We start from the raw sequence: 16,153 nt of genomic DNA, 5'->3' as shown, positions 1-16,153 counted from the left end.
TCGACCATTTTTTGCCCAACCCGATCACAAATCCCGTTGCCGCCAGTAGGCCAAAGAATCTGCCATGTTGTATACAAGTTGCAGCAAATGTTATCCATTTGTTTCAACCTCTGGTACTTACTATGAAAAATAGAAAAATCAAATTGTTAGCAGGTATCACTGCGGCCATCGCCGTAGTGGCGCTGGCTATCGCCGGCAAGGCGGAGAATGTCGACAAGACCTTTTTGTCAGTGGCTACCGCCTCTACCGGCGGCACCTACTACCCAATGGGCGTCGGACTGGCTAACGTCTGGAGCAACCGGCTGAAGCAGGACGGTATCCAGGTCACCGGACAGTCCTCGGCCGGCTCAATCGAAAACATCGATTTGTTGCAGAAAGATGAGGCGCAGTTGGCGATTCTGCAAAGCCTGATTGCCACCGAAGCCTATGAAGGCGTGCGTAATTTTGACCAGCGAGCCTACAAAGATCTGCGTTCCATTTCGATGCTGTGGCCCAACGTGGAACACTTCGTGATGCTGGAAAGCAAGGTGAAAGACGGCACCCTAAACGACATTGCCGGCAGCCGTTTTTCGGTGGGCCCACAGGCCAGCGGCACCGAGCAGTCCACGGTGGTGATCCTGCAAGGCATCAAGCTGAGCAAAAAATCCATTTCGCCTGAATACCTCGGCTATGGCGATACCGTTTCGGCGATGCGTGATGGCCGACTCGACGGCGGTGCATTGCCTGCCGGCGTACCGGCCGCCGCGGTCACCGACATGTACGCCAGCGGCGTTCCGTCGCGCATTCTGGACGTCACCGACCAGCAGTTGGCCAGTATCAATGCCATTGCCAATGCCTGGTTCCGCTTTGAAATAAAGCCGGACACCTATCCGCGGCAAAACAAGGCGGTCGCCACCATCGCCCAGCCGAACATTCTGGTTTCTATCCGGCAGATTGATGAAAAGATCGTTTATGACCTGACCAAAACCATGTTCGAAAACCTGCCTGAAGTGCATCAGGTGCACAGTTCTGCCAAATACATCTCGCTGGAAAATGCGCTAAAAGGCGTTTCCGTGCCGCTGCATCTGGGCGCCTATCGCTATTTCCGCGAAGTCGGCGTCAACATACCTGATTATCTGGTGCCGCCTGAAGCGGCAACCGCAGGCGATGCGTCTAAAAATACGGAGGCGTTATGAACGCTGAAAAACTGACACCCCCACCGGTGGTCGATCTGGATAAAGAAGCCGGCGCGGGCAGCCGACCGCTGGCTGGTATCGCCCTGCGACTGGCTACGCTGCTGGCGATAGCCATTTCGCTGTATGCCATTTATTCCAACGCGTTGGCCAATACCCAGGAATTCTATCGTAACACCACCTTTCTGAGTGGGATCCTGATCCTTGGCTTCATCCTGTTCCCGTTCTCCAAAAATCACGCCACCAGCGCGTTCAACCGCTGGGATTATCTGTTCATCACGCTAACGTTGGTGAGTTACGGCTATTTCTACTTTAACTATTTCGATCTGCACGTCGTGCGCAAAAGCATACCCAATACCACCGATTACCTGATGGCGGCACTGGGCATTGCGGTCTTATTCGAAGCCGCGCGGCGGACGACCGGCTATTTCATCCCCGGTCTGGCGACCTTTGCCATCGTCTATGCGCTGTTCGGGCAATATTTCATGGGCATATTCGGCCACGGCGGTTTTTCGGTGGAACGCTTGCTGTACCGGCTGTTTATGACCAGCGAAGGAATATTCGGAATTACCCTGTCCACCGCCTCAACCGCCATCGTGGTATTTATCCTGTTCGGCGCATTTCTCAGCGTCAGCGGCGCCACCCAGCTGTTTAACGATCTGGCACTGGCGATGGCCGGACGTCGCCGCGGCGGCCCGGCGCAGGTGGCGGTGATCTCATCGGCGCTGACCGGTTCGCTGAGCGGTAGCGCAGTGGCCAACGTCGCCACTACCGGCACTTTCACCATCCCCCTGATGAAAAGCATCGGTCTGTCACCGCGTTTCGCCGGCGCGGTTGAAGCCACCGCGTCGACCGGTGGCATGATCATGCCGCCGATTATGGGCGCAGCCGCGTTCATCATGGCCGGTTTCCTTGGCATCTCTTATACCACCATCGTGATTGCAGCCATCGTGCCGGCGTTGCTGTACTACGCGGCGCTGATCATGGCCATCGATCTGGAAGCGAAAAGACAGGGCCTGAAAGGTCTCAGCAAAGAGCATATTCCGCAGGTCAAAGCGGTGCTGAAGGCGCGCGGATTGTTGCTGCTGCCGCTGGTGATCGTCATCGGCACCCTGCTGATGGGTAAAACGCCGATTTATGCCGGCTTCCTGGGCATTGTTTCCATTATTGTCGCCAGTTGGATCACGCCGGACAGCACGGTGCGCATGACGCCGAAGAAAATCGCCGAAGCGCTGAACGAAGCGGCACGCGGTTCGATTCAGGTGACCATCGCCTGCGCCGCCATTGGCGTTATCATCTGCGTGGTGACCATGACCGGTATCGGTTCTACGCTGGCGTTCAATATCGTTTCAATGACCAATAACACCTTGTGGATGATACTGCTGGTGGTCATGCTGGTATGCATCGTGCTGAGCATGGGGCTGCCCTCAACCGCGCTGTATATCGTGGTGGCGGTTACCGTGTCGCCGATCCTGATCAAGGCCGGAGTGATGCCGCTGGCGGCACACTTCTTCGTGTTCTGGTTTGGCGCGCTGTCGAACATTACCCCGCCGGTGGCGCTGGCAAGCTATACCGCAGCCAGCATCGCCCGCGCCGATCCGATGCAAACCTCGTGGGATGCGGTGCGGCTGGCGCTGCCGGGCTTTATCATTCCGTTCATTCTGGTTTACAACCCGGCGCTGCTGATGCAGGGCGAGGATGTGGGCGTCTTTTCCATCATTCACATGATCGTCACCGCGCTGGTTGGCATTTATGCGCTGTCAATTGCCAGCGCCAACTTCTGGCTGATGAAAACCCATTGGCTGGAACGGCTGCTGTTTATCATTGCCGCCATCATGCTGATCAAGCCCGGCCTGTTGACCGACCTGGCCGGTGCAGCACTGATCGTCAGCGCTGGCGTGATGCACCTGCTGCGTTATAAACAACGTGCCCCGCTGGCCGCCAATTTACCGGAGAGCAATGAATGATTCACAAGGTTACCCGCCAGAAAGCATCGCATCAGGTTTTGGCTCAGTTAAAAGCCGGTATTAGTGACGGTACTTTTCCGGTGGGCGAAAAATTGCCCTCGGAAAATATCCTGGCCGACGCCTTTGGCGTCAGTCGGGTGCCGGTACGCGAAGCCCTCGGCGTGCTGGAAGTCAGCGGCATTATCTCCTCACGCCAGGGCGGTGGGCATCGGGTTGAGCAGCATTCGCTGCTGAGCAAGTACGAACCGTTAATGATGGAGATAGCCAACCGCGACGAAGTCGAAGCGCTACTGGAAATGCGGGAAGTCATCGAGCAACAGGCGGCCGGCATGGCCGCCGAGCGTCGCAGCGCAGAGGAATTGCAGGCCATCGAACAGGCATTTACCGCGTTTCGTGACGCCACGCTGCACGAAGAGCAGATCGGTTACCAGCAGGACTATCTGTTTCACCGCGCCATCATGCAGGCGTCACATAATCCGTTTTTCGTGCAGATACTCGACAACATGCATGAACTGTATCTGGGCGTGCTGGTTTATTCACTCAGCAAAAACCGTGGTCGCCTGGCGGAACGGCAACGGGTCATCGAGGAGCATCACCAGGTGTTGTTGGCGATCAAGGCCAGCGATCCGGCTGCGGCCATTCGCTGCATGCAACGTCACCTGAGCAACGTACGCGGCAAACTGCGCCGACTTGAAAATGAGAATATGGAATAAATCATGTATGACGTTATCGTGATTGGCGCCGGTCTGGTTGGGCTCGGCGTGGCCAATGCGCTGCAGGAAAGCAACCCGCAGCGGCGCATTCTGATTATTGACAAAGAAGCCGGCCCGGCAGCGCATCAAAGCGGCCACAACAGTAATGTAGTGCACTCCGGTATTTATTATACCCCAGGCAGCCTGAAGGCTCGGTTGGCTAAACAGGGCAATAAAACCCTGTTCGACTTCTGTCGCCAACACGACCTGTATCACGACCAGTGTGGCAAAGTGATTGTCGCCACCCAGTTGAACGAACTGGATGCACTGGAAAACATTTATCGGCGCGGACTGGAAAACGGCCTGGCGGTATCACGCCTGAGTCAGGCGGAACTCAAGCAGCGCGAGCCATACGTTAACGGCTTGGAAGCGCTGCTGGTGCCGGACGCTGGCATCGTCAACTATGCACAGGTGGCCGCCAAACTGGCGGAAATCATCCAGCAGCGCGGCGCAGAGATCGTCTACCGCCAGCGGGTCGAGGCCATCGAGGAATACAGCGACAGGGTCGAGGTGCGCACACCGAACGCCAGCTACCAAGGGAAATGGCTGGTAAACTGCGCCGGTTTGTTCAGCGACCGCATCGCCAAACTGGCGGGCTACCACACCGGTATGAAAATCGTGCCGTTTCGCGGCGAATATTACGTGTTGAACAGCGACAAAAACCACCTGGTCAACCATCTGGTGTATCCGGTGCCCAACCCGGACTTTCCGTTCCTCGGAGTGCACTTTACCCGCATGTATAACGGCAAACGTGATGTTGGCCCCAATGCGGTACTGGCGTTCAAACGCGAAGGTTATCGCAAACGTGACATCAATCTGAAAGACCTGGCTGAGGTGTTGAGCTACCGCGGCTTTTGGAAGATTGCCGGCAATTATCTCGGCGAGGGGGTGGCGGAGATCCGCCGCTCGCTGTCGCGCCGGCTGTTTACCGAAAACGCGCAGCGCCTGATCCCGGCGTTGCAGGCAAGTGACCTGCGCCCCGGGCCGGCCGGCGTACGCGCCCAGGCGCTGACCGTCGACGGCAAGTTGGTGGATGACTTCCATTTTGTCAAAGGCAGTCGTTCGCTGCATGTGTGCAACGCCCCCTCCCCGGCGGCAACCGCGTCGCTGGAGATCGGCCGCGAAATCGTGCGCCAGCACCTGTCGGCACTGTAACGGCGAACGGCATCGCCGAAGCCACCGCCATGCAATGCCATTCGCCGCTGCCGAATGGCATTTTCATCGTCAACGTTTATCCGCGGCCGTCATTACTTCACCACGTACTGCTGCCGATTGGCCGGGGTCACCAGTTCAAACGGGATCCAGTAATAAGGCTCCGTTTTCTCGCCCTTGATCATACGCTGCGCTACCGCCACCGCCGCCTTACCCTGGCCGATGGCGTCCTGGAACACCGTCACCTGCATTTTGCCGGACGCCATGGCTTGCAGACCGTCCGGGGTGGCATCGATGCCGCCAATCAACAGCTTGGCGTCCTTTTTACCGGCCTGCTGCAGCGCCATAATGGCGCCAATGGCCATTTCATCATTATTGGCCGCCACGATGTCGATCGACTCGCCGTTGGTTAGCCAGTTCATCATCAGATCCATACCTTCGCTGCGTGAATAGTTGGCGCTCTGTTTCTGCACGATTTTCATCTTTGGATACTTGGCCACCACCCGCTCGACGTCGCGAGTGCGTTGTAGCGCGCCGGCATCCGTCAGGTTGCCGATCATCACCGCCACATTGCCCTGGTAATTGGCCAATCGCGCCAGTTCCTCCATCTGCAAGGTGCCGGACTCTTTTTCATCCGAGCCGACAAACACCACACCGGGCGGTAACTGGCTGTCACCGGGAGTACGGTTGACATACACCAAGGGTATTGCCGCACGCGTCACCATTTTGCTGATCGCCGGGGTGCTGGCAGAATTGACCGGATCGACGATAATCGCATCAACGCCGGCGCTGATGAAGTTCTGCACCTGATCGGTCTGACGCCCGACGTCACCGCGCGCGTCTTCGAATTGCACGGTGATGCCGCGCGCCTTGGCCTCTTTATCAATCGAATGGCGAATAATGGTCAGGAAATTCTGGTCAAAATAGGCCATCGAAACGCCGATGGTTTCCGCCAGCAGCGGCGTAGAACAGCCCAATGCGGCAACCAGCAACAGGGTTTGCAATGATTTCATGATGGTTTCCCCACGCTAAAAAAAACCGCCGGCCAGACGGCATCGGCGGAAATTCACGGCAAAATCAGCTTTTCTTGCGATTACGGCGCATATCGATCGCCACTGCGGCAACGATAATGATGCCCTTGATAATGTCCTGGATGTAGGAGTCGACGCCGATAAAGGTGAAACCGCTCTTGATCAGCCCCAGGATCACCGCGCCAATCAGCGTGCCGGTGATCCGGCCGACGCCGCCCATCAGGCTGCTGCCACCGATAACCGCCGCGGCGATGGCGTCCAGTTCGTAAGACATCCCCATGCTCGACTGGCCGCTGCTGACACGCGCCGCCAATACCACGCCCGCCAATCCCGCCAGGCCACCGGCAATGGTATAGACGATCACCAGGTATTTATTGACGTTGATGCCGGACACTTTTGCCGACACCATGTTGCCGCCAATGGCATAGACATATTTACCGTAGCGGGTGTGCTTGAGCGCAATGTGGAACACCGCCGCAATCACCAGAAAGATAATCACCGGCATCGCGCCCTGACCGATGGCGGTAAAATCATCCGACAGGAAACTGATCGGATTGCCTTTGGTGTAATACTGTGCCAGGCCGCGTGCCGATACCATCATGCCCAGGGTGGCAATAAACGGCGGGATACCGGTGCGCGTAATCAAGAAGCCGTTGATAAACCCGCACAGTATGCCAATGCCGATCCCGGCACCGATCGGCACCGCCGCCGGCAAGTCCAGCAGCCCGGGATACATTGGCGAAATACTGTCGGCAGTTTGCGCCAGGCTGGCGGCCACCACCGCGCTCAGTGCGATCAGCGAACCGGAAGACAGATCGATGCCGGTAGTAATAATTACCTGAGTGACGCCAACGGCGATAATGCCGATGATAGCCACCTGCAACACGATCAGCAGCAGGCGGCTCGGGTTCATCAGAAACGACTGATCGCGGATATACCAGCCAAGCAGTTCAAAGATCAATGCAATGCCCAGCATGACGATGAAAATTCCCACGTCTTTGGGCATCTTGCCACTCAGGCTGGAAAACAGCGAGCCTTTGCGCGCCTGCTCGCCACTGAGCGTCTTTTCAATTTTTACGTTACTCATTGGGTTCACCTTTGCGTTATTCAGAGGCCAGCGCCATGATTTTTTCCTGATCGGCGTCGTCTTTATCCAGAATGCCGGTGATGCGCCCACCGTGCATCACCATTACCCGGTCGCTCATTCCGAGAATTTCCGGTAATTCCGAGGACACTAAAATGATGGCCACACCACGGTTGGCCAGTTCGCTAATCAAACGGTAGATCTCCGCCTTGGCGCCGACATCTATGCCGCGCGTTGGCTCATCGAGGATCAATATTTTTGGCTGTGCCAGCAGCCAGCGGGCAATTAATACTTTTTGCTGATTGCCGCCGCTAAGATTATTAATAATCTGATCCATGGTTGGCGTTTTGATGTTCAGCTTTTTGATTTGCTCCATACAGTCCTTGGCCATTTGCACATGACTGACGAAACCGTTTTTGCCGATGTAATTGGTGAGATTGACAATGCTCATGTTCTCCACCACCGACAACACCAGGAACAAACCGGATTTCTTGCGATCTTCGGTTAAAAAAGCCAGACCATGCTCAATCGCTCTGGAGGGGGAGTCGACCCGCACCGGCAGACCTTCGACATAGATTTCACCGCCATCAGCCGGGTGCATGCCGAACAGGCTTTCCATCACCTCACTGCGTCCGGCGCCCACCAGCCCGGCGACCCCGAGAATTTCACCGCGTTTTACGCTGAATGAAATGTCATCAAACCAGCCCTCGCGACGCAACCCGGCGACGCGCAGCACTTCCTCGCCGATATTGTTATTGAACTTGGGAAACATCTGCGTCAGTTCACGCCCGACCATCATGGTGATCAACGACTGTTTGGTCAGGTTGCTGGTGTTGTCGCTGGCGATAAACTTGCCGTCGCGGAAAATACTCACCTCATCGGTAATGGAAAATATTTCATCCATTTTATGGCTGATATAAATAATACCTTTACCCTGGTCACGCAGTTCACGAATAATGGCGAACAGGTGGCCCACCTCGCCTTCGGTCAATGCCGATGTGGGTTCGTCCATAATCAGCACGTCGGCGTTGTAAGACACCGCCTTGGCAATTTCTACCATTTGCTGGCTGGCGATACTTAATTCCCCGACCATCATGCCCGGTTGCAATTTGATATTGAGTCGCGTTAACAAGGCCTGGGTTTGTTTATTCAGTTCATCGTGATTAACGAACCCCAGCCGGGCCGGTTCACGCCCCAACCAGATATTTTCCGCGACCGTCATATGCGGTACCAGATTCAACTCCTGGTGTATCATCGAAATACCGGCATGCAACGCTTCGAGCGTATCGCCGAAGCTCACCGGCTGGCCTTTGATTTTTATCGAGCCCTGATCCGGGTGGTAGATGCCTATCAGGCATTTCATCAGGGTTGACTTGCCGGCGCCGTTTTCCCCCATCAAGGCGTGTACGCTGCCCGGCCTGATTTTAATCGACACGTTATCCAGCGCTTTGACGCCGGGGAACTGCTTGCTGATGCCTTCGGCCTCAAGAACATAGGGATACATACTGATAACCTCCGCTGCCGTCCTGCGGCCTGACGCCGGCGTATGCACGACGTCAGGCGAGCGATGACGCTGTGTTTACTTTTTGTTCTTATCGGCAAACTGCTGATAGTTATCCTTGGTAATCAACTGGTAAGGGATCAGCACGCTGCTGTCGACCTTTTCCCCCTTCACCAGCTGAATCGCCGTCTGTACCGCACCTTCTCCTTGCCCCTTGGCATCCTGGAACACGCTGACGCTCAAATCGCCCTTTTTGATGAACTCCAGCGCGTCCGGCGTACCGTCAATGCCCGCCACCAGCACCCCGCTTTTCTTCGATTGTTTCAGCGCCAGGATCGCGCCAATCGCCATTTCATCGTTATTGGAGGCGATGGCATCGATTTGCTGGCCGGACAGGATCCAGTCGGTGGTGACGTCAACCGCTTCCTTGCGGAAGAACTTGGCGGTTTGCTTGTCGATAATCTTGATGTCCGGATATTTGGCTGCAACCTCTTCCACTCCACGGGTACGATCACGCGTCGCCTCGCTGGACAACTCGCCCATCAGGATCATCACGTTGCCTTTGCCGTTCATCAGCTTGGCCAGCTCTTCCATTTGCAGTTTGCCAGCCAGCTTGGAATCTGAACCGACGTAAGCCATGCCGGCCGGCAACGTCACTTCCGGTCGACGGTTAACAAACACCAGCGGGATCTTGGCGTTTTCCGCCAGCTTGATCATCGGCTTGACACCCTGGGTATCGACCGGGTTAAGGATGATGGCATCCACGCCCTGGCTGACGAAGTTTTCAACCTGTTGTACCTGTTGCGCGATATCCCCTTTGGCGTCTTCGAACTGGCCGCTGACGTTGCCGTCCTGTTTCATTTTGTTCTGCATCGACTGGCGGAGGATAGTGAGGAAGTTGTCATCAAAGTAAGCCATGGAAACGCCGATTTTTATGTCCTTGGCCAGCGCACTGGCCGGCAACATGCACACTAACAGCGACGAGACGATCAGTTTCTTCAGCTTCATGTTCTGTACCCTTTAATCGTTAGAATGAAGAGGCCTGTTGATTTGACAGCTAATGAAAAATATTTTTTACATTCAAACAACAATCCGTCCGGTGTTATTCCTTTGAAACCACTGAATTACTGTTTTTCGGACAGTATTTCTGGGTGTTAAAAAGATTGATCAAAGTCTCAAAATAGAGATAAAACAACGCATTGAAATAAACCCTTGCTTTGCAATCCAAATGCGCATGGCAATTATTAAATGTTTATTTCAAAATTTAGATTATTGAAACTTTTACATCCAAACAAGCGGAACATGCATTTTGGAATGACGGATTAACAGAAACATGACACGGATCTAACAAATGGCGAAAAATACGCCAAAACACCGGCGCGTTTCGTGCGGCGTTTCGCCTTGTTGCCCCGCCCATCGTCGCTAATACTGTTAGGGTAACTTTCTGACGGGAGCGACGGCATGCACAACAGCGCCAAAGTACGGATGAACCGATTGTTTAACCACGGCAAATGCCTGGACGTGGCCATCGATCACGGCATCGCCAATGAGCCGGATTTTCTGCACGGGCTGGAAGATATCGAACGGGTGATGCACAACCTTATCGATGCGCACCCGGACGCCATCCAGGTCAATTATGGTCAGGCCGACCTGCTGCAACGAAGCACGCAACGCGACAAACCTGCGCTGGTGATGCGCACCGACGTCGGCAATGCCTACAATGCCGAGCGTCATCGCGAAATGTGGGCGCTGCTGCATAATCCGCAGGCGCCGATCCTCGGAGCATTGCAGATGGACGCCGCCGCGGTGGTGGTGAATCTGTATATGATCCCGAACGAACCCGGTATTTTTCGTCAGTGCGTGGATAACATCGGTCGCTTGCGCCACGCCTGCGATAAATACGCCATGCCGTTGATGATTGAGCCGCTGGTGATGGCACCAGCCGGACAAGGCGTGGCCTACGGTTCGTTGGGAGACGTGGAAAAAATGGTGCCGCTGGTGCGGCTGGCGCGTGAGCTGGGTGCGGATATCATCAAGGCCGATCCCACCGAACATATTGACGATTTCCACCGTATCGTAGAAGCCGCACGCTGCCCGACCCTGGTACGCGGCGGCGGCAAAGGTGAACTTGGCGCCGTGCTGGAAAAATCAGCCGCGCTGATGGCGCAAGGTGCCAGCGGTATGGTGTATGGGCGTAACGTTTATCAGCATGCCAATCCGTCACGGGTGGTCAGCGCATTGATGGCAATTATTCATGCTGGCGCCAGCGGCGAACAGGCGCTGGCGATTTATCAGCAGGAGTAAACCGGGCTTTTGTAACTAAAGTAAGCCGCAAAACCGGCGGCGGCCTGTGGTAATCTGCTGCCGGTGCCCCACCCCCGAGTTCCTCGTTCGACTAGCGCGTCACCCTAACACCATCCGGAGAACCCTCATGCCCAGACAACGGCTGCCGCTGAAGCTCAGCACTTCGCTTATCCTGATGGTTTCCGCCATCATCGCCTCGGTGTTGCTGGTGGTTTACGCGCTATTTTTCGTGCAGATGAACCACGAGGGGCAGGATCAGCTGCGGCAAAAAGCCATGGCGATTGCCGAGACGCTGGCACTGTCAAACACGGTGATCGACGGTTTGCAGCAGCAGGATCGCAGCGGGGTGATCCAGCACTTTGCCGAACGGGTACGCAGTAAAAACGAACTGCTGTTCGTGGTGGTGCTGGATATGAAAGGTATTCGTTATTCCCATCCCAAGCCGTGGCTGATCGGTAAACATTTTATCGGCACCGATCTGGCGCCGGCATTGCTGGGCAAAACGAACAGCGCGATTAATCGCGGCGCGCTGGCACCTGCGCTGCGAGTGTTTGTGCCAGTGTACGATGCGCAACGGCAACAGATCGGCGTCGTCGCGCTGGGTATAGCACTGGATACCGTGCAACGGGTAATTGGCGAAAGCCGCTGGATTATTTACTGGACGCTGGCCTTTGCCGCGCTGGTCGGCACGCTGGGAACCTTCTTCCTGGTGAAGGCGCTCAAACGTATCATGCTCGGCTTTGAGCCTTATGAAATTTCCAACCTGTTTGAACAGCGCAACGCCATGCTGCAATCGATCAAGGAAGGAGTGATCGCCGTTGACCACCAATCACGCATTACCATCGTCAATGACGAAGCGAAGCGCCTGCTGCGGCAAAGCGGGCCATTTGAAAATCTGTTGCAGGATGCCGCCAGCAAGCATTGGCCGGCACAGCTGCATCTGGCCGACGTGCTGGCCAGCGGCAAACCGCTGCGCGACCGGCAAATTACCTTCAACGGCAGTGAACTGCTGACCAACACCGTACCGGTGATCGTCAACGGCCAGGTGATTGGCGCGATCGCTACTTTTCGTGACAAGACCGAAGTCAGCCGACTGCTGCAGCGCTTGAGCGGAATGGCGCAATATGCCGACGCGCTACGGGTACAGTCGCATGAGTTTATGAACAAACTGCACGTGATCCTGGGCATGCTGCACATGAAGGCTTACCAACAGTTGGAAAACTACGTCATCAATACCGCCAGCAACTATCAGGAAGAAATCGGCACGCTGCTGCGAATGATTAAATCCCCCGAAGTGGCCGGTTTTTTCATTGCCAAAATTAACCGCGCACACGAGGCTGGCATTGAATTGACGCTCGACGAAACCAGCATGCTGCCAGAAACCGACGATGCCGAAGCCATCCACGTGTTGATCAGCGTACTGGGCAATTTGATAGAAAATGCCTTCGATGCCATCGACGGCGCCGAAGGACATGAAATTACCCTAAGCTTTCATCATCATGATAATCACTTACACTGTATCGTCAGCGATGACGGCCCCGGTATCGATCCTGCGATCGGTACGCGGATATTCGAACAGGGATTTTCAACCAAAGGGCCAGGCCGTGGTATTGGGCTGGCGCTGATCCGCAGTCGCCTGGAAAAACTCGGCGGCAGCATTGATTTTGACTCTGAACCGGGTGAAATGACCCAGTTTTATGTACGCATTCCCTATCAGGCCAAGAGCTGAACACATGATTAACGTATTGATTGTCGATGACGACCCGATGGTGGCAGAACTCAATAAATATTACCTGAGCCAGGTAAGCGGGTTTCATTGCCAGGCCACGGTGGCCACGCTGGCGCAGGCGCGCGCGTTGCTGACTGACGCCAGCACCAGCATTGATCTGGTGCTGCTGGACATCTATATGCAGCAGGAAAACGGACTTGATTTACTGCCGGCCCTGCGTGAATTGGGCGAAAAAACCGACGTCATCATCATCTCCTCCGCCAGCGACGTCGATACGGTGCAAAAAGCGCTGCATTACGGCGTGGTGGATTACCTGATTAAACCTTTTCAATTTACCCGTTTCAAACAGGCACTGAGCAATTATCAGCAGCAATCGCAGATTTTGGCGCAGCGTGAATTCTGTGCCCAGGCGGATGTCGATAATCTGCTGCGCCGCCAACCAGGCAGCGTTGAAAGCAAGAAATTGCCGAAGGGGTTGACCAACATCACCCTCAGCACGGTATGTGAATGGATCGATCAACAGCACGACGGCGAGTTTTCCACCGACAACCTGGCCAATGCCATTGGCATCTCACGAGTTTCATGCCGCAAGTATCTGATTTATCTAGCAGAAAGTGGCATCCTTGCTACACGTATTCTCTACGGTACCACCGGACGTCCGGTGTATTTATATCAGCTTAAAGCGGATGCCCACGCGCTGCTGCAAGCCTATTGTCGTTAGTTGCTTTCCCGGTCGGCAAAGCGTCTTCTTTGCCGACACCTGCCTCCCACCATCACGGGTAACCCTGCCCAAAGGCGATATTCCCAGCCATAAGTAGCGTCATGGCAACAAATTCCAGAACTTATGACCATTTAATTTTTTTGTCATAATTAATTAGTTTTTTAACACTAATAACTGCATGTATATAGAAGTAATCCTAAAAAAATCACTCATCGGACAAGTCTCAAATCAATATATTTTGTTGATTTAAATAAACTAAATTTAAAAATGCTTTATTACCCTCTATGTGTGCGTGGTTTTGATACTTAATTAAACTTTGATTATAACCGTGATCAGGTTCTAACTTTATTGGCGAAGGATGAACCTCTTGGGCTGGGAAGCACACTCTGTAACTTCAACAATCTGGCAAGATTTCAGGAGTAAATATGGCTAATAATATCGTGAAAGACGTAGTGGGCAGCGTGAGCGATTTTGTCGATTCCACCGTAGACAGCGGCACTGAAGCAATCGGCGGCGTCGTTGACGCAGTGACTTCCGGTACCGGCGGCTTTTGGGGTGTATTGACCGGCATTGCGGGCAGCATCGGCGATCTGGCTGGCGATCTGGCCAAGTCGGTACTGGGCCTGGTCAGTGATATTAGCGGCACCGTTGGCGATCTGGCCGGTAACGTCACCGATTTTGTCACCGGCGTACTGGACAAAATCGGCGACGTAACCGATGTCGTTGACCATGTCACCGATAGCGCAACCGACACCGTGACCGACGCCACCGATGCGTTGATCGCAGCCCTGCAACATACCGGCGGCGACACTCAGGCAGCCGCAGCACCCGTGGCGGTGGAAGTCAACGGCGTTGCCGGCGCTGCCGATGCTGCAGTACACCACGTTGCTTAATGCCAATTAAATAATACCTCCCTGCTAGCCTGGCTAGCAGTAATAAAACTATTGGATAGCAACAGAATATCTTCGCCAGGGATTCGCTTTGCCATGTTTGTTAGTCAGCGTTATTTACTGTGTTTTTATGGGGGTGGGAAATGAAACCGGAAACAGAAATTGTTCGCGTCGGTGAATGGCAGGTTTACGTAGAGCGTTATATTTACCCTGGCGTAACCGAGTCGGTAATCTGCGTCAACGGCGCATTATCGACAACGCTAGCCTTTCGTAACTGCGTAAAGAACTTTAAGAACCGCGTCAACGTTATCTTGTTTGACTTGCCGTTCATCGGTAAATCAAGACCACATAACCGACTGAGCCGTCCTTTGCCAAAAAGCGAAGAGGTGGTGATCTTGCACACCCTGATCGAACAATATCAGCCATCGTATATTCTTTCGGTCTCCTGGGGTGGCCTGGCCGCGCTGATGGCGCTGTCAGCACGCCCTTCGTCAATCCGCAAAGCGGTCGTCGCTTCTTTCTCAACCCGCATTACGCCAGCAATGCAGAATTATATCGAGCGAGCCAAAATGCTCCTTGATGAAGGACGCAATCACGACGTCGCCACCTTGCTCAATGACGAAGTCGGCAAATATTTGCCTGGTTTGCTCAAGCAAGCCAACCATGAACATATCAAAAACCTCGATCATGAAACCTATCGTCAGGCCAGTTTCCATATAGGGCAAATTTCCTCATTGCGTCATGAAGATTACGTTGAAATTTTCCGTAAGATAGAAACACCGATCATGTTTGTTAATGGCGAACGCGATGAATACACCACCGCGCAGGATATTCGCGAAATCGGCAATTATATTCGCGATTGCGACTTTATTACCGTGCCAGAAGCCGGCCACTTCCTTGATATGGAAAGCCGCCCGGCGGCACAATGCGTCAGCAACGTGCTGAACGACTATTTCTTTGTAGAAAAAGCGCTGGCCTCCTGACGTCAGTCCCCCATACCACTCGCCGGTCGCCCCCGCGGCCGGCTGTTTGCCCCACTCCCCGGCTCCATACGTCATTCCCGCTATACTTGGCATGTCCGTGCGCGTTACAGCATGGATTTCACGCCTATTCACTATGGAGAGCAAAATGAACAAGCCAAATATCGTATTGGTTCATGGGGCCTGGGGCGACGGCTCGCATTGGCGTCAGGTGATTGCCAAACTGCAGGCCAAAGGCTATCCGGTGATTGCAGTGCAAAATCCGCTGACGTCATTGGAAGACGATATCCGGCGCACCGTGCAAGTGGCCGGCGATCTGAAAGGCCCAACATTGCTGGTCGGACATTCCTACGGCGGCATGGTGATCACCGGGGCCGGCAATGTGGAGAACGTGATCGGGCTGGTATACATCGCCGCCTTTGCGCCAGACGAAGGCGAAGACCCGGCCGGATTGTTCGCTCTGCGCGAGCCGCCATCGGGCGCGGCGGCAATTCACCCCGATGGTCATGGTTTCCTGTGGCTGGATAACGCGCTGTACCATGAAGCCTTTTGCCAGGATCTGGACAAACAGGAGTCCGCAATTTTGGCCGCGACGCAAAAACCAATCGCCGCACGCTGCTTTACCGATCAATCCGGCCCCGCCGCGTGGAAAAACAAACCCAGCTGGTATCAGATTTCTACCCAGGATCGCATGATCCCGCCGGAGACCCAGCGCTGGTTTGCCGAACGCATGCAACCGAAGAAAACCCTGGTGCTGGACGCCAGCCATGCCTCATTGGCCAGCCACGCCGATGACATCGTGACGCTGATTGACGAAGCCGCCAATTATTGATCGCCATGCTGCAAGAAGGCTGCGCGACGGGCAAGCAA

General features: G+C 54.6%; 14 protein-coding genes. 10 read left to right on the top strand and 4 right to left on the bottom strand.

The genetic code is table 11. The features are described 5' to 3' along the window. The first annotated feature begins 122 nt into the window (after positions 1 to 122). Genes ACCC84_RS09650 through lhgD form a run of 4 tightly spaced genes read left to right on the top strand, consistent with a single transcriptional unit; the run spans position 123 to position 5,046 of the window. Entirely contained in the window at positions 123 to 1,175 is a 1,053-nt protein-coding gene (locus ACCC84_RS09650; RefSeq protein ID WP_371901795.1) for a TAXI family TRAP transporter solute-binding subunit, read from the top strand. Next, positions 1,172 to 3,139: a TRAP transporter permease gene (locus tag ACCC84_RS09645; protein ID WP_371901794.1), complete on the top strand. Its 1,968-nt coding sequence runs from the start codon at positions 1,172 to 1,174 to the stop codon at positions 3,137 to 3,139. Before ACCC84_RS09650 ends, ACCC84_RS09645 begins: the two co-directional genes overlap by 4 nt. Beyond that, positions 3,136 to 3,852 carry a FadR/GntR family transcriptional regulator gene (locus ACCC84_RS09640; protein WP_371901793.1) on the top strand — a complete coding sequence of 239 codons (717 nt, stop codon included), beginning with the start codon at positions 3,136 to 3,138 and terminating at the stop codon, positions 3,850 to 3,852. Before ACCC84_RS09645 ends, ACCC84_RS09640 begins: the two co-directional genes overlap by 4 nt. Before the next feature lie 3 nt (positions 3,853 to 3,855). Continuing rightward, positions 3,856 to 5,046 (top strand): L-2-hydroxyglutarate dehydrogenase, encoded by a 1,191-nt coding sequence (gene lhgD / locus ACCC84_RS09635; RefSeq protein ID WP_004961947.1) that lies wholly within the window; start codon positions 3,856 to 3,858, stop codon positions 5,044 to 5,046. A gap of 92 nt (positions 5,047 to 5,138) precedes the next feature. Here the strand turns inward: lhgD and ACCC84_RS09630 are convergent, their stop codons facing one another. The 4 genes from ACCC84_RS09630 to ACCC84_RS09615 all read right to left on the bottom strand — a co-directional run bounded on the left by ACCC84_RS09630 (position 5,139) and on the right by ACCC84_RS09615 (position 9,667). Continuing rightward, positions 5,139 to 6,056, bottom strand: a complete 918-nt coding sequence (locus ACCC84_RS09630; RefSeq protein ID WP_371901792.1) for a sugar ABC transporter substrate-binding protein — start codon at positions 6,054 to 6,056, stop codon at positions 5,139 to 5,141. A 64-nt stretch (positions 6,057 to 6,120) separates the two neighbouring features. After that, a complete protein-coding gene (locus ACCC84_RS09625; protein ID WP_004961942.1) occupies positions 6,121 to 7,161 on the bottom strand; it encodes an ABC transporter permease in 1,041 nt (346 codons plus the stop codon). Between the two features lie 16 nt (positions 7,162 to 7,177). Next, positions 7,178 to 8,662, bottom strand: coding sequence for a sugar ABC transporter ATP-binding protein (locus tag ACCC84_RS09620; RefSeq protein WP_004961938.1), 1,485 nt, complete (start codon positions 8,660 to 8,662; stop codon positions 7,178 to 7,180). Positions 8,663 to 8,737: 75 nt separating this feature from the next. Next, positions 8,738 to 9,667 carry a sugar ABC transporter substrate-binding protein gene (locus tag ACCC84_RS09615; protein WP_004961936.1) on the bottom strand — a complete coding sequence of 310 codons (930 nt, stop codon included), beginning with the start codon at positions 9,665 to 9,667 and terminating at the stop codon, positions 8,738 to 8,740. A gap of 453 nt (positions 9,668 to 10,120) precedes the next feature. Here ACCC84_RS09615 and ACCC84_RS09610 point away from each other — a divergent pair, with 453 nt between their 5' ends. The 6 genes from ACCC84_RS09610 (at position 10,121) to ACCC84_RS09585 (ending at position 16,115) form a co-directional block, all read left to right on the top strand. Further along, entirely contained in the window at positions 10,121 to 10,963 is an 843-nt protein-coding gene (locus tag ACCC84_RS09610; RefSeq protein ID WP_004961929.1) for a class I fructose-bisphosphate aldolase, read from the top strand. Between the two features lie 127 nt (positions 10,964 to 11,090). Then, a complete protein-coding gene (locus ACCC84_RS09605) occupies positions 11,091 to 12,692 on the top strand; it encodes a sensor histidine kinase (RefSeq protein WP_004961927.1) in 1,602 nt (533 codons plus the stop codon). 4 nt (positions 12,693 to 12,696) lie between these two features. Further along, positions 12,697 to 13,413 (top strand): two-component system response regulator DcuR, encoded by a 717-nt coding sequence (gene dcuR / locus ACCC84_RS09600; RefSeq protein WP_273869896.1) that lies wholly within the window; start codon positions 12,697 to 12,699, stop codon positions 13,411 to 13,413. Between the two features lie 425 nt (positions 13,414 to 13,838). After that, entirely contained in the window at positions 13,839 to 14,306 is a 468-nt protein-coding gene (locus tag ACCC84_RS09595; RefSeq protein ID WP_273869897.1) for a hypothetical protein, read from the top strand. 140 nt (positions 14,307 to 14,446) lie between these two features. After that, positions 14,447 to 15,286, top strand: coding sequence for an alpha/beta fold hydrolase (locus ACCC84_RS09590; protein ID WP_004961918.1), 840 nt, complete (start codon positions 14,447 to 14,449; stop codon positions 15,284 to 15,286). 145 nt (positions 15,287 to 15,431) lie between these two features. Next, positions 15,432 to 16,115: an alpha/beta hydrolase gene (locus ACCC84_RS09585; protein WP_102991016.1), complete on the top strand. Its 684-nt coding sequence runs from the start codon at positions 15,432 to 15,434 to the stop codon at positions 16,113 to 16,115. Positions 16,116 to 16,153 lie beyond the last annotated feature (38 nt).

It is taken from the genome of Serratia odorifera (assembly GCF_041448735.1).
GTDB lineage: Bacteria > Pseudomonadota > Gammaproteobacteria > Enterobacterales > Enterobacteriaceae > Serratia_F > Serratia_F odorifera.
This window is presented reverse-complemented; position numbering and strand designations above follow the sequence as displayed.